This window comes from Bacteroides sp. 2_2_4 (assembly GCF_000157055.1).
Taxonomy (GTDB): domain Bacteria; phylum Bacteroidota; class Bacteroidia; order Bacteroidales; family Bacteroidaceae; genus Bacteroides; species Bacteroides ovatus.
This window is the reverse complement of record NZ_EQ973357.1, coordinates 328,444-349,805: the sequence shown is the minus strand read 5'-3', so window position 1 is coordinate 349,805 and position 21,362 is coordinate 328,444. Positions and strand designations below refer to the sequence as shown.

Genomic DNA, 21,362 nt, shown 5'->3' with positions numbered 1-21,362 from the left:
ACGGCTATCAGCATCTTTGGCTGGAAGCCTGGGGACAGAACAAGAGCCGAAATACATCAAGCTTCACCTTTGTTAATAAGGATCGTTTCTATACTATTAGTATAGCTACTACTGCGCAAACAGAGATGAAGATGCTTCGTCTGGGTGCCAATGACCCTGATTTCAACTTGAGAAACGAAACCGCTTTCCTGATAAGGGAAAAAGCACGGAAGAACCATACATTCGCCACTTCCATCGAAACGCATGGAGAATATGATGTGGTAATGGAAACTTCCAGTAACCTGACCTCATCTTGCGAAGAGGTGAAAGTCGTGATGGATACGGCTTCCTATACAGTGGTGAAAGCAACCTATAAAGGCGGGCATTCCGTAATGCTTTGCTTGAGCAATACCGATGCCGACAAAGAGAAAGGGCACCGCCTGACGGTCGAAGGCACTATGTATGCTTGGAACGGTCGTTGCGGAGTATTTATGAAATGATGATTAGTTTTCCGTTTCTCAGGTATTAATACCTGTCTTCTCAAGTATTAATACTTATCGGCTCAACTGTTAACACTTGACAACTTAACAGTTAACACTTGACGAACGGTGAATTAACTTCTGAAATACAGTGAATTAACAACTTGATTACAGGATGTTAATATGGGATGAGATAACTAATGAAAGATGAGTTATAAATGAATCGAGAATATAATAAACCATTAATAGACAGAAATATGAAAACATGTAGTGAAACTTATCAGTTTGAGAAAGATTTGAAGTGGGAAAATCCTGCTCCGGGTGTAAATCGCCAGATTATGGCGTATGACGGTCAGTTGATGATGGTCAAAGTGAAATTTGACAAAGGTGCAGTAGGGAGTATGCATGAGCACTACCACAGCCAGGCGACTTACGTAGTAAGTGGCAAGTTTGAACTAACCATTGGCGATAAGAAAGAAATCCTTTCTGCCGGAGACGGCTACTATGTAGCGCCCGACGAGCTGCATGGTTGTGTTTGCCTCGAAGCCGGTATCCTGATTGATACGTTCAGCCCTGTGCGTGCAGACTTCTTAAACCTGTAAACGTATGAAGGTAAAAGGACTCCGATGGATGGTTATCGGGTTAATTATGCTGATAACCATCATCAACTATTTGGATAGAGGTACGCTCAACTATATGTGGGTGGCTAATATCGACTATCACTTGGTTTCCGAAGCGGATGCGTCGGCAGATAAAGGTAATCATGCCGTCCTGGCAGGAGAGCAGTATATCCTGACAGCCGCTAATGGCAACCGGGATTCTGTCAGCGTAGCCAACGTACAGATGAAGGAGAAGAACGGCGTTACGTTCGTAACCAATCGCGAAGGTATCGCTATCGACCTCGGCTTGATAGACCGCAACGACCCGGATGCTTCGCAGAAAGCGAAAGATATTCTTGGTCTGATAACTATCTTCTTTATGATAGCATACGGTATCAGCCAGCTTGTCTCCGGGAAACTGTACGACAAGATTGGATGCCGGAAAGGTTTCTTCTGGAGCGTGCTCGTCTGGGGGGCGGCAGATGCATTAGCATCCCTTTCACGGGGAATCTTCTCGCTGACCTTCTTCCGGATGATGCTCGGATTGGGGGAAGCCGGTCCGTGGCCCGGTACGACGAAAAGCAACGCCGAATGGTTCCCGCAGAAGGAACGCGCTTTCGCACAGGGTTTGTTCGGGGCGGCAGCATCCATCGGTTCAATCCTTGCACCGATTATTATCCTGATGCTCTTCATTGCTTTCGGCTGGAAACTGACTTTTATTGTAGTCGGCGGATTAGGACTGATTTGGTTGATTCCCTGGTTGATTATCAATAAGGAAGGGCCGAAGAAGCATCCCTGGATTACAGAAGAAGAACGTACCTATATCTTGAGCGGTCAGCCCGAACAGGAGCTGAAAACCGAGGATAAAGGAAAAAGCTGGGGCGAACTGCTCCGGGTGAAAAAGAACTGGTCTGTCATTTTGGGACGGTTCTTCCTCGACCCTATCTGGTGGATGTTCGTGACATTCCTGCCGTTATATCTGGCAGATGTGTTCCACTTGAATATCAAAGAGGTGGCATTCTCCGCTTGGGTTCCGTATGTAGGTGCGGCATTGGGAAGTATTGCCGGCGGCTGGTATTCCGGTTGGCTGATAAACCGGGGACATACGGTGAACTATGCCCGTAAGGCGGCAATGCTGCTTGGTGGGATTATCATCATCCCGTCTATCTTGGCAGCTATCATGTCTACTACGGCTCCGGTCGCTATCGTTTTCATGGCATTGGTACTGGGTGGATTCCAGTTCTTTATGACGAACTTGCAGACTATCCCGAGCGACCTGCACAGCGGCAAATCTGTCGGCTCGCTGGCAGGACTGGGCGGTGCTTCGGCCGTATTAGGTACTATCCTGGCAATCCTTTTTGCCAGTTATATTACGAATTGGATATTATTATTCAGTCTGTTGGGAGCTTTGGTGCCGCTATCGCTGTGTTCCATCTTCCTGACAGTAGGAGAGATTAAACAAATAAAAAAATAAACGTATTTTAAAAACAAGACAATTATGAAATTAGAAGGAAAAGTAGCTATCGTAACAGGTGGCGCACGCGACCTTGGTCGTGCAATATCAGTGAAATTGGCAGCAGAAGGTGCAAAAGTTTGCCTGAACTATTTCGACAATGAAGCCGATGCACAGGAAACATTGGCACTGATTAAAAATGTCGGTGGCGAAGCAATCGCAGTTCAGGGTGATATGACAAAGGCTGCTGCGGTAAAGAATCTTTTTGCAGAGTGTAACAAGGCATTCGGCGACAAGGTAGATGTATTGGTGAATGTAGTAGGCGGCATTGTAGGCCGTAAGAAAATCACCGAACAGGACGAAGACTGGTATGACTTCCTGATGGATGTCAATATGCGTTCCGTATTCCTCTGTACCCGTGAAGTGGTTCCGATGATGCCGGCAGGCGGTTCTATCGTCAACTTCTCTTCATTGGCTGCCCGCGACGGCGGTGGCAATGGAGCTTCCATGTATGCAACCGCGAAAGGTGCGGTAATGACATTTACCCGTTCCATGGCGAAGGAACTCGGCCCTCAGGGAATCCGTTGCAACGCTATCTGTCCAGGCACGATTGCCACTTCTTTCCACGACCGTTTCAATACGCCGGAAAACCGCGAACGTATGAAGGCTTCCTACGCATTGCGTCGTGAAGGAACTGCCGATGAAGTTGCCGACCTGGTTTGCTTCCTCGCTTGCTCCGAATCTTCTTACCTGACAGGTACGAACATTGACATTAACGGTGGCTGTTTCTTCTCTTAAAGAAGAAAGCTGATACCGTCATTCCGAACGTAGTGAAGAACCTGCCCCTTGGCAGATACCAGAAGCAGGTTCTCCGCTTCGCTCCGAATGACATACTTACCTACTTTAAAGAAAATATTTATGAGACGAATCTTTGCTATATGGGCTGTATGCCTCTGTTGGGGGATACTGAATGCCGCCCCCTTAGGCCCGTTTAATGCGACTTTGCTTGAACAGCTAAAAAACGACTATCAGAAAGGTGAGAAGGAAGTCACCCGATACATTGAACTTCAGGAAAAGGTGGCAGAGAAATATATAAAGATGACTCCTCTATCGGTGACTGCCAAGAAAAAACTTCCCCCCAGTAAAGATCCCAGGGATTATATGACCTTATCTCCCTATTGGTGGCCTGATTCTACAAAAATAGACGGACTTCCCTATATCCGGAAAGACGGTGAACGAAATCCCGAAGTCTACGAATACCCCGAACGTGAGAATGCCAACCGTTTCGGTGATGCCGCTTACTGCCTGGGAGTACTCTATTATATCACAGGAAAAGAAGTCTACGCCAAAGCATGCGCCAACCACTTGCGGACATGGTTCACAGACCCGAAACTGGGTATGAACCCGAATATGACTTATGCCCAAGCCGTGCCGGGTATGAAGAAAATGAGAGGTTCGGGCTTCATAGACTCGCGCCGTTTCAGCCGTGCGTTGGGTGTTGCCAAACTGATAGAAGGCTCGAAAAGCTGGACTCCCTCGGATAAGAAAAAACTCGATGATTGGGCTACCGCCTTCTGTTACTGGATGGAGAACAGCACGCAAGGGCAAAGGGAATCTCATGCCGCCAACAATCATGGCTTGTGGTACGAAGCCATCCACTTGATGGTACTGGCTTACTTGGACCGTACCGACCGTATCCGCGAAGTGGCGGAACAAAGTATTCTCCCCAAGATGGGTGCACAGATTGCCGACGACGGCTCGTTACCCCAGGAACTGAAACGGACTCTCTCCCTGCATTATTCCACTTTCGCTCTGGAAGCCTTAATGGAAGCCAACCAAATTACCAGCCAGATAGGCATCAATCTATGGAGTACCCCTGCTTCCAACGGAAAAGTGGCTTCGCAGGCGGTAGATTATCTGTATCCGTTTTATCTGAATCCCGAAGACTGGAAATTTAAACAGATTAAACCTTTCGACCAGTCCCGTGCCGCCATTCTTCTTTATGAAGCGGGAACGGCATTGGGTAATCAGAAGTATGTCGATACGGCAAAGCGCATCGGTTTGAAATACAGTACGTCCGATGTGGAAACAATACCTTATCTGGTTTTAAAGAAGAAATAAAATTTGAAGAAGAAATAAGATTATCTGTACCTAATATAAAGTGATAACATGAAACTGAAACTGATTTTTTGTTTGTGTATGCTGCCGCTTCTCTGCCTTGCGCAGGAATCTCAACCACAGCAGTTCTCCAACCGCTATGGCATGAAGATGACGCGGAACGACGACGGTTCTTATGCCTTGTTGTATGCAAAGAAATATGCGAAGTTTATTGATGTGAACACCATTCCCGATGTGATGGTTCCCTATACCTATCAGGCAGACCGCTTGAAAAGCAAGGATTATAAAGGAGTGACTACAAAGGACATCGTCTACAAGAAACATAAGGATTACGAATTGATACTCACGGTAGACTTTGCTGAGACAGAGAAGCCTGCCCCGTTTGTCGTTTATATCCACGGTGGTGGATGGGCGCGCGGTAATAACGGCTCGTCCCGGTCTTTATCCCAATACTTGGCGAAACAGAAAGGCATAACAGGCGTACGTGTCTCTTATACATTGGCACCTCAATCCGATGCAACGGTGAAAGTCTCTATCCAGGATATTCTGGACGCAGTGAAGTATGTACAGGAGCATGCCGCAGAACTGAACATTAACCCTGATTGCTTCGGTTTCCTGGGTACTTCTGCCGGTGCGCACTTGGCAGCAGTAGCTGCGATGACTGTTCCCGGTACAAAGGCTTTCGTAGGCTATTCCGGAATATATAACTTGGAAAAGGCTGCCATCACCATGAAAACAAAAGACCCTCAGCGTATTGCATACTTCTGTGACAGAGAGCCGAAAGTGCTTCGTGAAGCCTCTCCCATAAATCTGATTCCAAGGAAGGACGTTCCTGCTTCCATGCTGGTATGTGGCACGTGTGATGTTACGGTAGAGTGTGAACAGAGCGAAATGTTCGCATCGGCTTTAAAGAAAAGAGGGGGAGTCTGCGACTTGTTGAAGTATGAATACTATGACCATAACGTAAGTTCGAAGACTTCGGACAAGATGGAAGAGATTTTCTTCAAGTCGGTAGATTTCCTGACTAACCATATTAAATAAATCCAAATGAGAAAAGGAATTTTATTCTTAGCTCTTTTCGCCTTTATCGCCTGCTCCAACAGTTCGTCGGAAGTGATAGATGAGAAAGAACAACTGAAACCGGAACAACCGGTGGATGGCACATTAACCGCTGACGGTAATAGCGCAAAAACGTATGACTTGATTAAACGTTCGGGCTATAACCACGAAGCTCCCGACTCCTCGCGCGAACATAAGACAGAGCACTTCCAACATATTCAGCAGGTGCATGACAACCAGCTAAATAAGTACGTATTTGCTTTCTTTATTCATGCCGAGATAGATGATGACCGCGGACTGACAAACATCACCGACCGCCAGCGTAATGAGATAAAGACGGATAATAAGTCTCCGAAAAGCCTTGTCGGACAAAAGGGAGAGACTATGGTGTTTCGCTGGAAATTCTGTTTGCCGACAGGATTCCAGACGACAGCCAAATTCTCCCATCTCCACCAGTTGAAGGGTATTGATAATTCATCGGGCACGGCAGACGTCGGTTCTCCACTCATTACCCTGACTGCTTATTCCAACAGCGGCAGTAAAGGCGGTCAACAACTGCGCGTACGTTATGACAAACGTGGCGGAAGCACTACTACCCTTGCCAGTACAGACCTTGCTGGCTTCCTCGGCAACTGGGTGGAAGTAGAAGAAAAAGCCTGTTTCGGTGAGAACGGTTCGTATGAAGTAGTCATCACACGCATAAAAGACGGAAAAGTTCTCTTGGAATTTAGTTCTGAAAAGATGGATATGTGGCGTACGGATTGTACGGGACTTCGTCCCAAATGGGGTATCTACCGCTATTTGGGTGAAGATAGGACCTGGCAAGACCAGTTGCGTGACGAAGAAATTCGTTTTGCCGATTTCTCTATCAAGAAACTTTAGAGAGGGATTTTAAAGAAAACCTTAGAAAAGGACAAACAGTTCGTTTTGTCTATTATGGTGGTCTCCTGTCCGGAATATACTTTGAGGTATATTTTCGGGTGGGAGATTGTCGTTTATTATAGGCATATTAAAACTAAATATGCTAGGGGAAGACGGTGGGATATTTGAATGGGGTATTGATGTATGTTTTGTCAAAAGCAGGTAATTTATGTTCTTCTGATTTTATATCAAGTTGCGTGATTTGTATTTAGTAGGATTTCTACTTGACGAAACCTGAAAAGATGGAGGAGGTAAGATATGTTTTGTCGATTATGATTTATTTTCTTTCTATTGCTTGGTAATATCAGAAAAAGCTATATATTTGTGCGGTCAATCTATAAAATTGAGGTAATAGCCAAGAAATAGTATTACTGATATTCATGGCAGATTGTTTAAGTAGAGTCTTTATTTGAAATGGTAAGGTAATGAATAAGAAAGTAACATTAAAGGATATAGCTATAATGCAATCCGGCATATACATGAAAACTGATTCACAAGGTGAGGTCAGGTATTTGCAGGTAAAGGATGTTAATTCGGAGAATAAACTTGATTATACTCAAATAGCTACGGTAATAAATACAGGAATAAATGATAAGCATTGGTTGAAAAACGGAGATTTGTTGTTTGCGGCTAAAGGAGGCTCCAATTATTGCATACAGTATGAAGGGACAGAACGAAGTACTATAGCATCTTCATCTTTTATTATCATACGTCCCGTCATTAGTAACATATTACCGGAATTCCTTTGTTGTTTTTTAAATACATCGTCCATTCTTGGTATGTTGAAGAATGCAGCAGTAGGTACAGGTATTCAGGTGATTCCTCAATCGGTAATGGGGGAAATACAGCTTGATATACCATCTATAGAAGTACAAAGGCTTGTTGTAGAAATGGATCGGTTGAGAAAAGAAGGTGAATGTATTCGTAGTGAAATTGATATACTTAAACAGAGTTTGCAAGATCAGTTGTTGATGGATTCTTTAAAATGATTGTATTATGAAAGAGAAAGCATATTATATCGTAAGTAAAGCACGGCAAATTTTGGGTGGAACGATTTCTGCCGATCAGTGCAGGGATTATGTATTGGCTCTGCTATTTTTGAAATCTGCAAGTGAGTACTATAAATCAAATAATTCTTTTCAACAAGATGATAATAGCCCTGCTTTACGTTTGTTAGTGTCCGAGCGCAGTTCTTTCGATTATCTATGTAAAGAACTTGATTCACCGGAACTTGGCAGATTGATAAATATGGCTCTTTATGAACTGGAGCAGGTGAACGCTTTGGTTACTGAAGGTTATGAAATCAATAAAGCTATTGATTTCGAAAGTAATATATTAGGAGATATGAACGCGAGATCGATCAAGTTGCGTGAGCTTCTTTTGCTTTTTCAAGAAATCAGGCTGACTAATGCTACCGGGCAGTTGATAGACGTTGGTGATTTATATAATCAGTTGTTATATATATTTGCTGAAGAAGCAGGTAAAAAGATAAATAATGTGCTTACTCCTACAGAGGTAGTTAGTTTGATCACGAAACTAATAGATGGCGATAGAAAAAATGCTTGTTTGTGCGATCCGGCATCCGGTAGTGGTACTCTGTTGGTTGAGGTCGGTAAAAAAATGGGGATCAGAGGTACTGAGCTCTATGGGCAAGAAGTGAATTGGAATTTGTATGCATTGACAAAAATGAATCTGATGCTGAATGGCTTCAAGGGTGCGACTTTTCTTTGGGGAGATAGTCTTAGTAATCCTAAATTGTTGGATCATGGAGGGCTAAGAAAGTTTGATATTGTTGTCTCTGTGCCTCCATTTGCGGATAAGTGGGCAGCCGAAGAGGCTTATAGTGATTTTTACAAACGCTTTAAATATGGCATTCCTCCTAAAAGTCAGGTTACATGGGCGTATATAAGTCATATTTTGGCAAGTTTGCGGAATGACGGACAAGCTGTTGTAGTAGTACCGGTAGGCGTTTTGTTCCGAAATACTGAAAGTAAGATACGAGAGCAGATTATTGAACATAATTTACTTGAGGCAGTTATTGAATTGCCGCCGAATCTATTTTATGGAGCGGCTATCTCTACGGCAATTCTTGTATTCAGAAAGGAAAGAATGAGGACGCAAACTTTATTTGTTGACGCACGGAAGGGGTATATTTCGAATAAAGGACTTTGTAAACTTTCTGATAAAATGCTGGAACAGCTTTCGAATACATATAAAAAGTTTCTTGCCGGAGAAGAGATGGGGAGAGAAAAAAAAGGTTGTTCGTTCTATATCGCTACGCAGGATGAGATACGGCATAACAAGTACGATTTGAAAGTAATTAAGTATGTAGAGGATAAGATTGAGAGAAAGGAGATTGATGTAAAAGTTGCTTTACAAAGAATAGATGAATTGGAAGAGCGGTTAAAGTGTATTGATAAGCAATTTAAAGATTGTGCATGGCGATTGAGGGAGCTGACTAAAGAATAGTAATTATGAAAAAAAAGACACAGGTGTATGATAGAAGTTATAGTTACAATAGTCACAATTTTAGGAGGAGTAGTTACTTTGCTTTCATATTTCTCGAAGGAAAAAGTCAGAGTGACAATCTGCTGTACAGAGAGTACATTGCTGACGCAAAAACCTAAAATACCTGGAATTACTGTCTTTGTACAGTATGAAGATACGATACCGGTTGAAAATCTTTGGAGAATATGTTATACGTTAGAGAATACGGGAAATAGAAATATTATTGGTGAAGGTGCCCAATCTTCTTTAGTGGCTAAAGGGGGCGGACTTCCATTATATACGAAAAATGTAAAAAAGATGATTCAATTATCAGCTACGGACAATAATATGGTAGAGTTGAGAGATAATATGTTACATTTTAAACAGTGGTTGCCGGATGAGTGTATCACAATTGAAGCTTTGGTGGAAAGCTCGGGTGAGAATCCTGAATTATATATTGATGAACATGACATCATTAACTCTAAAGTAATTTTTAAGAATAGTACTAATAGATGAATATAAAATAAATAAAACCATGAAAAAGATTTTTTCTCTTCTCTTTTTGCTTGTTACTTGCATTGCTCAAGCACAAAATGTTTATCGCACCGATAAAGATATATCTTATGTCTCTGGTTCCGAAACGGACACCTATCGTCAGGAGCGTTGTAAACTGGATATTTATTATCCTGAAAACAAGAAGGATTTCTCAACTATCGTTTGGTTTCATGGCGGTGGTATGGAAGGTGGAAATAAATTTATTCCCAAAGAATTGAGAGAACAAGGGTTTGCAGTAGTGGCGGTGAATTACCGTTTGAGTCCGAAAGTAAAGAATCCGGCTTACATCGAAGATGCGGCTGAAGCTGTGGCATGGGTTTTCAAGAATATTGAGAAGTATGGCGGTCGTAAGGATTACATTTTCGTTTCCGGTCATTCTGCGGGAGGTTATCTTTCATTGATTCTGGCAATGGATAAAAAGTACTTGGCAGCATACGGAGCAGATGCCGATAGTGTAGCTGCTTATCTTCCGGTGAGTGGTCAGACGGTGACACATTTCACTATTCGTAAGGAACGCGGTTTGCCTGACGGTATTCCGGTGGTTGATGAGTATGCTCCGGTAAATAAGGCCCGCAAGGAAACTGCTCCTCTCGTGTTGATTACGGGGGACAAGCATCTGGAGATGGCGGCAAGATATGAAGAAAATGCGTTGCTGGAAGCTGTCTTGAAAAGTATAGGTAACAAGAAGGTGACTTTGTATGAAATGCAAGGATTCGATCATGGTCAGGTACTCGGTCCGGCATGTTGTCTGATTGCAGATTATGTGAAGAGATTCAAATGATATATTGTTCTGGCAAGAAGTCAGATATATGTGGTATGAATTTACCACATATATGGTATTTACCCTGAACAGAATCCGCACTATCTTTGTCATATATTAAAACAAGAGAAATTTAAAACAGATATATATGGAAAAGATAGCAAGAAAATTGACGGATTTGGTAGGTAATACTCCGTTATTGGAACTTAGTAACTATAATACAAGTAACGACCTGAAAGCTCGTCTGATTGTAAAGATTGAGTCTTTCAATCCGGCAGGAAGCGTGAAGGACCGCATAGCATTGGCTATGATTGAGGATGCAGAAACGAAAGGAATTTTGCATCCCGGAGCAACTATCATTGAACCGACCAGTGGAAATACCGGTGTGGGATTGGCTTTTGTTTCAGCTGCTAAAGGCTATAAACTGATTCTGACGATGCCCGATACCATGAGTATCGAACGGCGTAATCTTCTGAAAGCTTTAGGTGCGGAATTAGTATTGACTCCTGGTGCAGATGGTATGAAAGGAGCCATTGCCAAAGCTGAAGAACTGAAAGCGGTCACTCCGGGGGCAGTCATCTTACAACAATTTGAGAATCCTGCTAACCCCGCCATGCATTTACGGACTACCGGTCTGGAAATATGGAGAGATACCGAGGGGAAAGTCGATATCTTTGTGGCCGGAGTAGGTACTGGCGGGACAGTTAGCGGTGTAGGGGAAGCGCTGAAGATGCGTGATCCGAGTATAAAGATCGTGGCAGTAGAACCTTTTGATTCTCCGGTACTCTCGGGAGGAAAACCAGGTCCGCATAAGATTCAGGGAATCGGTGCAGGGTTTGTTCCTAAAACGTACAAGGCTTCTATCGTAGATGAGATTATTCAGGTGCAGAATGACGATGCCATTCGTACGAGTCGTGAATTAGCCAAACAGGAAGGTTTGTTGGTAGGCATATCTTCAGGCGCAGCCGTATATGCTGCTACGGAACTGGCGAAGCGACCGGAAAATGCAGGGAAAATGATTGTTGCATTATTACCCGATACAGGTGAACGTTATTTATCTACCATTTTGTATGCTTTTGAGGAATATCCTTTGTAATAATGCCGCTTTCCTTCAGATAAAAACAACCGCTCCTTTGGGCTCAAACGATTGTCTTTTTGTTGTAGACATACGGTCGTTTGGACCAAGAGGAGCGGTTGTTTAAATTTGGTTGAACAGTCTCAAACGGCTGTTCAACCGGTTAGATGATAATTTGAGTTCACCACAAAGTAACGCAGTGTCTCATAGAGTTATTGTCGGGAGTGTATACATTAATAATGCGCATTTATTTATAAATACCTACTTATAAATGCCTACTTATAAGTAATAGTCAATACTTGATTTCCGCATTGCATACGGAAATCCCCTTGTTCCAGTATCCATTGCCCATCGGAATTGACAAAAGCCAAGTCGCTGCCTTTGATGGATAGAGTGACAGTTCGGGTTTCGCCTGGTTGCAGTTCCACCTTTTTGAAGGCTCGTAACCGGCGGTTTTCGGGAGTAAGCGAAGCCACAAGATCACTGCTGAATAGCATGACAACTTCTTTTCCGGCATATTTACCGGTATTAGTTACATCTATGGAAAAGTGCAAATCATCTCCTGTGGTAAACGAAGATTTGTCCGTTTGGAAGTTGCTGTATTCGAAAGTGGTGTAGCTCAATCCGTATCCGAAAGGCCATTGAACGGAGACTACTGCATTGTAGTCATAAGCTCCTTCCATTTTGTCCATCTCTTCACTCACCCGATAATCGTAGGTAGTCAGTGCTGCTTCGTGTCGCGGATATGTGTAAGGCATCTTGGCACTGGGGTTCACGTCTCCTGCCAGAATGTTCGCTAATGCATCGCCACCATAGTTTCCGGGTAATAGAATGTCAATAACAGCATCAGCCAATGGCTCCAACTCGTTGATAATGCGGGGACGACCCTCATTGAGTATCAGGATGATCGGTTTTCTCGTAGCGGCAAGTGCCTTTACCAGTTTGCTTTGGTTGGCAGAGATGGCAAGTTCGGAAAGATTACCGGGTGTTTCGCAATATGAATTCTCACCGATGCAGGCGATAATAATATCCACGTTGCGGGCAGCGGCCACAGCTTTCTCAATTTCCGGTTCATTTTCTTCCATGTAAGCACCTTCGGGTTTGTAGGTTACGCCCTGTTCCAGACGGACATGATCGGCTCCGAATTTGTTGCAGATTGCTTCGTAAATGGTGTTATATTTGTCAGCAAATCTATCGGTCAGATGTCCTTGCCATGAATAGCTCCAACCACCGTTCAAGCAACGCATAGAGTTGGCGTTCGGACCGGTTACCAGTAGCTTTTTCCCTTGAGGAAGCGGAAGAATATTATCTTTATTTTTTAGCAATACTTCCGATTCTTCGGCTGCATGAAGTGCGATAAGCGCATGCTCCTTGCTGCCGAAGAGAGGATAATCTTTCAATAAAGTGTTCGGATGATCGAACAGACCCAAACGGAATTTAAGTCTAAGCACCCGGCGGACGGCATCGTCAATACGGCTCATGGGTATTTTCTTCTCTTGCACTAACTCTTTTAGTAGTGTACAATAATTGAGATCATACGGTTCCATAGCCATGTCTATACCTGCATTGATTGCCATTTCGATGGCTTCTTTTTTGTTTGCCGCCACATGTTCGCGGGTATAAAGATTGTTGATGTCCGCCCAGTCGGTGATTAACATTCCGTCCCATCCCAAGTCTTCTTTCAGCCATTGTGTAAGGAGTTCGCGGTCGGCGTGCACAGGCTTTCCGTTGATGGAACCACTGTTGACCATTATAGTCAGTGCACCAGCTTCCACACAAGCCTTGAACGGTGCAAAACATTTCTCACGCAGTTCGGAAACCGATATATAAGCCGGTGTGCGGTCTTTACCGGTACGTGGCATGCTGTATCCCATGTAATGTTTCACGGAGGTGGCGATTCGGTCGGCGGGAATATGGTTAGGATCATCTCCTTGGAAGCCTCGGACGGCAGTGCTGCCCATAATGGCATTGACTAAACAGTCTTCTCCATAATTCTCCCATACACGCGGCCAACGGGGATCACGTGCCATATCGACGGTGGGGGAGTATGTCCAAGGACAATTGCTAGCCCTTGTTTCATAAGCCGTTACACGTGCTGCTTCGTAGGTCAAATCCGGATTGAAGGCAGCACCCATATTGATATTTTGAGGAAAGAGCGTTCCGCCCAATGTATAGGTAGTACCATGATTCTGATCCAGTCCGTAGATACATGGAATACCAATCTCCGTCATCGACAGTTCTTGTATTCGACTGATAATCTCGTTCCACTTTTCAGGGCTTTGTGCTACCGGGCCGGGAGCATTTAGAAACGAACCTACCTTGTATTCAGCAATCGCTTTGTGGAGTTTTGCCTCGTCCAATTGAAATTCACCATTTATCGTCTCTCCTAATACATCAATGGCAAGCTCGGTCATCTGTCCAATCTTGGCATCGAGGTCCATCTTTGATAGAAGCTCTTCCACTTGTTGTTCTATTTTAGCGTCTTCAGGAATGGCAGTGGGAACTGCCTGTTTGGAACAGGCAGTCATTGCGATAGATGCGGTCATTAATATAATATTTCTTAGTTTCATTATGATTTGTTTTTAAGTAGCATCGTTTATGTAATCTGTCATTCAGAGGACTTTAACCCGAAGAATGACAGATACTTATGGTATGAATGATTTTTAAACTTACTTAGGAACATTATTTCACGGTTACCAGGTCTACATAATAGCCATGACCTACACAGATGAATCCGTTTTCAGCTTGAATCATATTCAGCATGTCTTGGGTCAGTGTCAGTGCGTATTCACCGTTTTCCGAGAAGTTTATCGGGTCTGTGAAGTACGACCAATTACCAGTAGCAAGTCGCATCTGATGATATTCGGCAGTAGGTTCTATGGAGTAGACTACTTTCAGTGTTGATCCGGCTGTGATACCGGCAAATACATCCATTGGAATCAAACCAAAAGTTTTGTTGGGATCACCGTCCGGCTTATCCCACGAAACGTAATGGTGTCCTGACCAAAGTGTTATTTCGGTAGATACGGTCACAGTCTGTTCGGTAGTTGTAACATTGTCGTTTAAGAACTGCACAGCCTCTCCGCTACGGGTTTTGCCTGTCATCGTATAGCTTCCATCAGACAAATCCGGACAAGTCAGCGTAACTTCCGTAGAAGATTGATTGCTGAATTGAGACACCGTCTGTCCGCCGATAGTTAGAGAAGCGATGTTTTCAAGATTGATACCGGAAATGGTCCAGTCCACATTGGCAGTAGCCCGGTTAGCACCCGAAATGACAAGGGAAGCATTGGTCACTTTCACCATGTCGGCTCCATATTCATTGCCGGCGGCATCTTGCAGAACGATACGGTAATCGCCTTCGCTTACGCCTGTCGGAACGATGTATTCCAGATAGTTCTCGTCTTCCGATTCAACATAAGTAGGATCGGTGATCGTGTTTCCTCCCAAGAGGATGGCTGTTACGTTCTGTAAATTACTGCCATATAAACGGGCAGTCTTACCGGGAGATACAATTCTCTCAAAGGCTACTTCTTTAGATTGAGGGTCATCAGCCAACGGATTGACCACCACTAATCCTTCACGGGAAGTCTTCTTCCCTTTCACAGTTTCCACTTCTATTTTCAAATTATACGTACCGGCTTTCAGACTACGGTTGATTTCTTTGTCGGAGTCGGTACCCGATTCTACTTCCTGCCCGTCAATGAACCAGGTTACTGTGGTGTAATCTTTCGGAGTCACGGTCAGCGCGATGGATAAGTTCGCATCCCGGCTGATGTTGGCGAATGTAGCCAATTGGCCGTTCGTCCTGTCAGGAAATACCGGGTCAAGGATATGCGGATCATCATTTTCCGTCACCGTAGCGAACGGTTCTTCCTCGGTGCATGCAGTAAATGTGGAGCCTACAGCGAGTAGGGCAAATAGTGCAATATATATCTTTTTCATAATGGATGATTGTTTAATAGTTAGTTTTCAGTATCCCACCACAGAAGGCTGTGCCAATTATCTGTTCCTCCCATGCGCTCGATGGCTTCATTGTAGCTTTTCTTATTATAGGAAGATTCCAATACAGGATAGCAGAGACGTACCGGAATTTCCGTTCCACCGGTGAGATATTGTCCGAACCCATATTCTGCCGGTGATTTCAACTTCGGATAACCGGAACGACGCACGTTTGCCCAACATTCGGCAGGATTGGTAAAGTGAAGAATCCAGGCCTGTGTATTGATAGCTTCAAGTTTCTGATTGTCCGTATGTCCGAACGTCCCTCTACCTTGAATGAATGCATCAAACTCTGCATCAGTAGTAGCCGTGCAACCGTAGTTGTCTGTCAGGAAATCCATAGCTGCACGCACTCCTTGCTTGTAAAGATCTTCTGCCGACACACTGCCGACATTCCATTTTTTCACAGTAGCTTCTGCCATCAGGAACTTCACTTCTGCAGAGGTCATCACTACGCCCGGATTGTCGCTTTTTAGGAAATTATTGGCAAGTTTGGGTTCCACTTCACGAGCCATGGTTGCTGTAACAGAAGGGTTGTTAACGGCTAATTCCTTACAAATATCGCTGTCGTATCCTGTAGGCCATGGCTCCCACGAGTAGGCACCCGGGTTGCGCGGACTGAAATCAATCCCTTTTTCAATCATCTCCTGGGTGATGTCGACACGATTGTCGGGACTGGTGGCACTCATCAGCCCGTCATAATAACAACGGGAAATTTTGAATGTACGAGGGTCACCGGATTGGCGTAGCTGATTAAAGAAAGTGGAGCAGAGGTAACTTGGATTATTAGCGGGGTCGTTGCCGAACAATAACTGTGACAATGAATTTCCGCGATAATCAGAGTAAGCTTCTTGTCCGAAACTAAATGCGATTGTCATGTATTTGATGAGCGCATCGCTTGAGGCGTCCGTTATCACACCCCCATTGGCAGCTAAAGCATTTTCAAATTCCGTTTGTGCCTTTGTAGGATTGACATTGGAGATTCGCATGGCAAAACGTAGGCGAAGCGAGTTTGCCAGTTGTTGCCATTTAGTTACATCACCGGCATAGATGAGGTCACCTGTCACTTTATCTTTGGTCGGATCGATTTTATTGACGGCATCTTCCAGCTCCAGAAAGAAAGCGTTGTAAATATCTTCCTGTTTGTCATACTTCGGATTGAACTTTCCTTCGAGGAATCCCAGGCCGGCTTCACTGAAAGGAGCGTCTCCGTAAGTGTCGGTGATGATAGACATAAGATAAACCCGATAAATGCGGAGCACAGAGTTGATGTTCACTTTCTCTGCATCTTCGGCTGTGCGATATTGAGCATCAATGATATTCTTCAGGGATTGAGTGTAGAACGATGTCCAGATACGGCTCATTTCATTATTGTCTAGTGTATGGCGTCCGCCGTAGTTGGTGGTGTTCCAACATCCCATCAGTTGTTGGGTGAATGCATAATGGTAGTTACGGTAGATTTCCATCATACTAAGGTCTCCGTACGTTTGCAGTTGGGCAGTGGTGAGCTGCGCATTCGGGTCGATGGTAGCGGCCTTGGAAGGGTCGGTATTCATGTTTTCCATGTATTCATCGCTGCAAGAAGCGAAAAACAGGGCACATGCCATCGTGATGATTGTGATGTATTTAGATTGTCTCATGATATATCTTTTTAGAATTTCACATTTACATTAAAACCATAGCTTCTGCGTGAAGGCAACGAACCGTATTCAAGTCCCATACCGGTGGTATTGTTGTAGTTGGAATCCGGGTCGATATTCGGGATATTCTTCCATACGATGAACGGATTGCGGGCAACGAACGAAACGGTCAGTCCGCTTATTACATTCTTCAGCCAGGATTTGGGTACATTGTAACTCAACGTTAGCTCACGGCATTTCACGTATGAGTTGTCGTAAATAAACATAGAAGGTGCATTACGGCAAACGCTCATCCAGTAGTCTTCCGGATTGATGTAGATGTCGTTGGGGCGATACGTTCCATCACCGTTGTCGATGACACCCGGAGCAACGAATCCGCCTGTCGGCTTCCAGTTATCGGCTCCTTTTGCAATGCCGGCTGCCAATCTTTCTTCTTCCGAGCGATACCAGGCGTCGCGTCCTGCCAATGTCTCCGGACTTTTACCCGATTCATAAGCAGCACGGGCAGACATCGAATAGAGGTCGGCACCTACTTTCACATCGAATACCGCTACCAGCGAAAGATTCTTGTAGGTAAAGTTGGTGAGTAATCCACCTGTCCAGTCCCAAGAGGCATTACCCAATACGTGGTTGCTCTTGTCATATTGCGGCAGACCGGTTTGCGGGTCAATCAGAATATCTCCCTTTTCGTTCCGTTGGAAGTCCGGGCCTACAATAGAACCAAAGTTCTCGCCTACCTTAGCGGCGACCTGAACGTCGAGCCAAGATGCTTTTTCCAGTTCAAACATATCCGATTCGCCATCCAGTTCTTTTACCTTGTTGCTGTTTTTGGAGAAGTTCAGATTAATGTCCCAGGAAAAATCGCGTGTTTGAATCGGTCGTGTGCTAAGGGCAATCTCAATACCTTTGTTTTCTATCTTACCGGCATTAATCAAGCGATAGTTATAACCGGTTGTCCAGGAACTTGCCATTCCCATAATCTGGTTTTTACTGATTTGAGAATAGTAGGTGAAATCCAGTCCGATACGGTTCTTCAGGAATTTCAATTCCAATCCCATTTCCACGGAGTTTGTTTTGGTTGGTTTCAAGTCTTTGTTGGGAATGGTTCCGTTATCGATATATCCGATGGTATATCCGGGATAAGCATATTTGGATTTCGTATAGACGAGTCCCAATTGATAAGGATCGGTATCGCTACCTACTTGCGCCCATGACATACGCACCTTTCCGTAAGGCAGGAGGTCGCCCAGTTTTGTCAGCTCGGAGAATACAAAGCTACCGGAGAAAGAAGGATACACATACATGTTGTTGCCAGTGGGTAGGGTAGACGATTGGTCGCCACGCAACGTAGCATCGAGGTAAAGCATGTGTTTCCATCCCACGTTCACTGCTCCGTAAACCGAATTAATCTGCTTGCGGTAACTGCCGGGCACTACACTGATCTCGTTGAAACTCGTCAATGAAGGGACATCGCGTATCTTCATGTCTTGAGCGGTGGTAACGGTGGTCTGGTTGTTCACCTTATATACATTGCCGCCTAACGTAGCGTTGAAATCGAAATCACCCCAATGGTTGTTGTAGAGAGCCAACACTTCAAAGTTGTACATGCGGTTGCGGAAAGCACTGTTTTGAAGTCTTCCGGCTTCGAATCCGGGAGTGGTAGGTGCTTTGTAATCATCGAACGTGAACCAGTTGAGTTCGGCGCCCAATGTTGCTTGAAGTTTCAGATGTGGGTCGATGTTCCATACGGCCTTGCCGTTCATGCGGAACAAGTCTTTCTTGGATTTATTGAAGTTCTTATAGATATCCCAGTACGGATTCACGTTGTAGGGATCCATGCCGTTCCAGTTGGAATATTCGCCGTCGGCAGTCTGATAGGTTTGCAACCATTCTTGGTCGTAGGTGGTGGCAAGGGTCATCAGGTTTTTACCGATATTAGACTTGCTGTCGCCCAATGCCGGACGGTTCTTCACGTCTTCCCGTGTATAGTTGACGCTGAAATCCAAGTCTACCTTTCCTGCAGACGTATTGGCGCGCAGGTTGAAAATGTCACGGCTCATGTGTGTCTGGGGAACAATGTCTTTATTGCGCATATCCGTATAGGTAAAGCGAATTCCGGTTTTTCCGCTGTTCACACCTATGATGGCGGAGTTGGTGGCGGTGATACCTGTACGGAAGAAGTTGGACGTATTGTCGGGGACAATGAGGAAAGGGCGTTCTACGCCGTCGAAATACTTCAACATGTTTGAACCGTCCGCTTTGGGGCCCCAACTTTTGTTTGTGTTGGATATGGCATCATAGCTATAAGTACCGTTGCTTCCCATACCGTATATCTGTTGCACTTCATCCCATTTGGCAAGTTGGGTGTCGAAAGTCAGCGTTCCGTTATATTCCACACTGACTTTATCCTTGTTGGCTCGCTTGGTTGTAATCAAGATAACACCGTGGCTGGCACGGCTACCATAAAGTGCAGATGCCGCAGGGCCTTTCAATACCGACATGTTTTCTACGTCATCGGCATTGATGCTCGAAATACCGTCGCCCAAGTCGAAGCCTCCGTTTGTGCCGGCACTGCCGAAATTGGTGTTGTCCAAAGGTACACCGTCCACTACATAAAGAGGTTGGTTATTGCCGGTCATTTCGGTACTGCCTCGCAGAATAACGCGCGTAGAACCGGAAGGACCACCGGCGGTCTGGCTGACTACCAAGCCCGGCACACGTCCTGCCATGGAGTTGATGAGATTCGTCTCTTTCGCTTTGGTCAAGGCTTCACCTTTCACTTCATCAATGCCGTAGCCCAACGCTTTGCGCTCTCTTTTGATGCCAAGGGCGGTGACTACCACTTCATCCAATGCTTTGGCATCCTCTTTCAAGGTGATGTTCAAAGGACCTCTTCCCGCTTTTACTTCTTCGGATTTATAACCCACGTAGCTGACAACGAGCGTAGCTCCCGCTTTTACATTCAAACTGAAATTTCCATCCAGATCGGTAATCGTTCCGTTGGCAGTTCCTTTCTCCACTACGGAAGCCCCAATGATGGGACCTGTGGCATCGCTCACTTTTCCGGTTATCTTGTTGCTTTGTTGTTGAATAGCCTGGGAACTTGGTTCCGTTGCTGCATACACTTGCTGGAAACTTCCCGCCATCCAAAGGGCGAGTGTTCCGCAAAACAGTAGATACTTACATTTTTCCATATTCATAGCATGTATATTTAAGATTCCTATAATATTTTCACCCAGTCGATGTACATATTCACTTTCTGACCGTCTTTCAGGCCCGTCAGTTTATTAATATCGGTAATTCCTGTAAACGCACCTCCCACGGCGAGGTTGAACAGGATGTAGAAGTTGTCATGAAAGTATGTGTTCGAGCTAATGTCGAATGTATGAAACTTGACGTTGTCGACGGATATTGTCAGGTTGTTTTCATCCCAATCCAGAGAGTAGGTGTGATAATTGCCGTCTTGCAGGCTGTTGGCCACATTGGCTTTGTAGTATTGCTGTTCGTGAGCCGCTGCGCTGGGGCCATAGTGAATGGCGGTGTTCACTTGTTTTTCCGAATCGCCCGCAGCCATTCCGCTCTGTTCTCCCATTTCCATAATATCAATCTCCCCGCATGCCGGCCACTGTTTGTCGTTGTCTCCCATCATCCAGAAAGCAGGCCATAGTCCGCCGTTAGTCTTGGGAAGCTTGATACTTGCTTCTATCTTGCGATACTTGAAACTCTTTTTCCCTTTTGAATTGATCCTGCCTGAATAGATTTTATTCCCTTTGCGTTCGGCGGTAAGAATCAGAACCGATTTATCCCCGTCTTTTCCTACCGATACATGAGCGGCATCGTATGCCTGTAGCTCTTGATTGGTCCAACCGGGTTCATGAGTTTCTTTCGTCCATACTTTTTCGTCGAAAAAGTTGAAATCGTCTTTAAAAAGAATGTCTTGTGGATTTTCTTCCGGTTCCGTTCCAACAGAATCCGATGAACAGGATTGTTGCGCGAAGCAAACGGATAAAAATAGGAATAGTGCTACTTTTTTCATCGTTTTAGCATTTTAAAGGTTAAACGTAATATGTGCTTTATACTTGTAGAGCTTGGTGCAAAGATGCTAATATCCGGCTAAAACGATGGTCAGATTGCTGACATATTAGGTTTGATTGCTGACAAATCTGCTGATTTTTATCGAACGGATGTTATCTTACCCATTCTTTTTCGAAGATTGTTGCTGTACAAGAATGAGG

The 21,362-nt window shown here is 44.6% G+C and carries 16 protein-coding genes and 1 pseudogene; 12 read left to right on the top strand and 5 right to left on the bottom strand.

The annotated features are described in order from the left end of the window. From BSCG_RS0127355 to cysK, 12 genes and pseudogenes are all read left to right on the top strand, one after another. Positions 1-479: pseudogene (locus tag BSCG_RS0127355) on the top strand (chondroitin lyase); the annotation flags it as partial. Positions 480-715: 236 nt separating this feature from the next. Then, a complete protein-coding gene (locus BSCG_RS20100; RefSeq protein ID WP_008641351.1) occupies positions 716-1,060 on the top strand; it encodes a cupin domain-containing protein in 345 nt (114 codons plus the stop codon). 4 nt (positions 1,061-1,064) lie between these two features. Next, the gene (locus tag BSCG_RS20105; protein WP_008641350.1) at positions 1,065-2,531 is read left to right on the top strand and encodes an MFS transporter; all 1,467 of its coding nucleotides are present in this window, start codon (positions 1,065-1,067) and stop codon (positions 2,529-2,531) included. Between the two features lie 24 nt (positions 2,532-2,555). Then, positions 2,556-3,308 (top strand): SDR family NAD(P)-dependent oxidoreductase, encoded by a 753-nt coding sequence (locus tag BSCG_RS20110; RefSeq protein ID WP_008641349.1) that lies wholly within the window; start codon positions 2,556-2,558, stop codon positions 3,306-3,308. 120 nt (positions 3,309-3,428) lie between these two features. After that, the gene (locus BSCG_RS20115; RefSeq protein ID WP_008641348.1) at positions 3,429-4,631 is read left to right on the top strand and encodes an alginate lyase family protein; all 1,203 of its coding nucleotides are present in this window, start codon (positions 3,429-3,431) and stop codon (positions 4,629-4,631) included. Between the two features lie 48 nt (positions 4,632-4,679). Then, entirely contained in the window at positions 4,680-5,669 is a 990-nt protein-coding gene (locus BSCG_RS20120; RefSeq protein ID WP_008775294.1) for an alpha/beta hydrolase, read from the top strand. Between the two features lie 6 nt (positions 5,670-5,675). Next, a complete protein-coding gene (locus BSCG_RS20125) occupies positions 5,676-6,569 on the top strand; it encodes a heparin lyase I family protein (protein ID WP_008641345.1) in 894 nt (297 codons plus the stop codon). A 464-nt stretch (positions 6,570-7,033) separates the two neighbouring features. Beyond that, a complete protein-coding gene (locus tag BSCG_RS0127350; protein ID WP_032841890.1) occupies positions 7,034-7,597 on the top strand; it encodes a restriction endonuclease subunit S in 564 nt (187 codons plus the stop codon). A 7-nt stretch (positions 7,598-7,604) separates the two neighbouring features. After that, the gene (locus BSCG_RS20130) at positions 7,605-9,077 is read left to right on the top strand and encodes a class I SAM-dependent DNA methyltransferase (RefSeq protein WP_008641342.1); all 1,473 of its coding nucleotides are present in this window, start codon (positions 7,605-7,607) and stop codon (positions 9,075-9,077) included. A gap of 27 nt (positions 9,078-9,104) precedes the next feature. Further along, complete coding sequence (locus tag BSCG_RS20135; protein ID WP_008641340.1) at positions 9,105-9,611, top strand: hypothetical protein; 507 nt, start codon at positions 9,105-9,107, stop codon at positions 9,609-9,611. Between the two features lie 19 nt (positions 9,612-9,630). After that, on the top strand, positions 9,631-10,431 hold the full coding sequence (locus tag BSCG_RS20140; protein WP_008775292.1) for an alpha/beta hydrolase: 801 nt from the start codon (positions 9,631-9,633) through the stop codon (positions 10,429-10,431). 127 nt (positions 10,432-10,558) lie between these two features. Then, entirely contained in the window at positions 10,559-11,506 is a 948-nt protein-coding gene (cysK, locus tag BSCG_RS20145; protein WP_008775291.1) for a cysteine synthase A, read from the top strand. 254 nt (positions 11,507-11,760) lie between these two features. On the opposite strand, the gene BSCG_RS20150 is transcribed toward cysK, so the two are convergent. The 5 genes from BSCG_RS20150 to BSCG_RS20170 form a co-directional block, all read right to left on the bottom strand. Beyond that, positions 11,761-14,055, bottom strand: a complete 2,295-nt coding sequence (locus tag BSCG_RS20150) for a glycoside hydrolase family 3 N-terminal domain-containing protein (RefSeq protein WP_008775290.1) — start codon at positions 14,053-14,055, stop codon at positions 11,761-11,763. Positions 14,056-14,167: 112 nt separating this feature from the next. After that, entirely contained in the window at positions 14,168-15,430 is a 1,263-nt protein-coding gene (locus BSCG_RS20155; protein WP_008775289.1) for a hypothetical protein, read from the bottom strand. Positions 15,431-15,450: 20 nt separating this feature from the next. Further along, positions 15,451-17,127 (bottom strand): SusD/RagB family nutrient-binding outer membrane lipoprotein, encoded by a 1,677-nt coding sequence (locus tag BSCG_RS20160; protein WP_004317453.1) that lies wholly within the window; start codon positions 17,125-17,127, stop codon positions 15,451-15,453. Positions 17,128-17,138: 11 nt separating this feature from the next. Next, positions 17,139-20,327 (bottom strand): SusC/RagA family TonB-linked outer membrane protein, encoded by a 3,189-nt coding sequence (locus BSCG_RS20165; RefSeq protein WP_032849379.1) that lies wholly within the window; start codon positions 20,325-20,327, stop codon positions 17,139-17,141. A gap of 20 nt (positions 20,328-20,347) precedes the next feature. Continuing rightward, a complete protein-coding gene (locus BSCG_RS20170; RefSeq protein ID WP_004317457.1) occupies positions 20,348-21,163 on the bottom strand; it encodes a family 16 glycosylhydrolase in 816 nt (271 codons plus the stop codon). Positions 21,164-21,362: the final 199 nt, after the last annotated feature.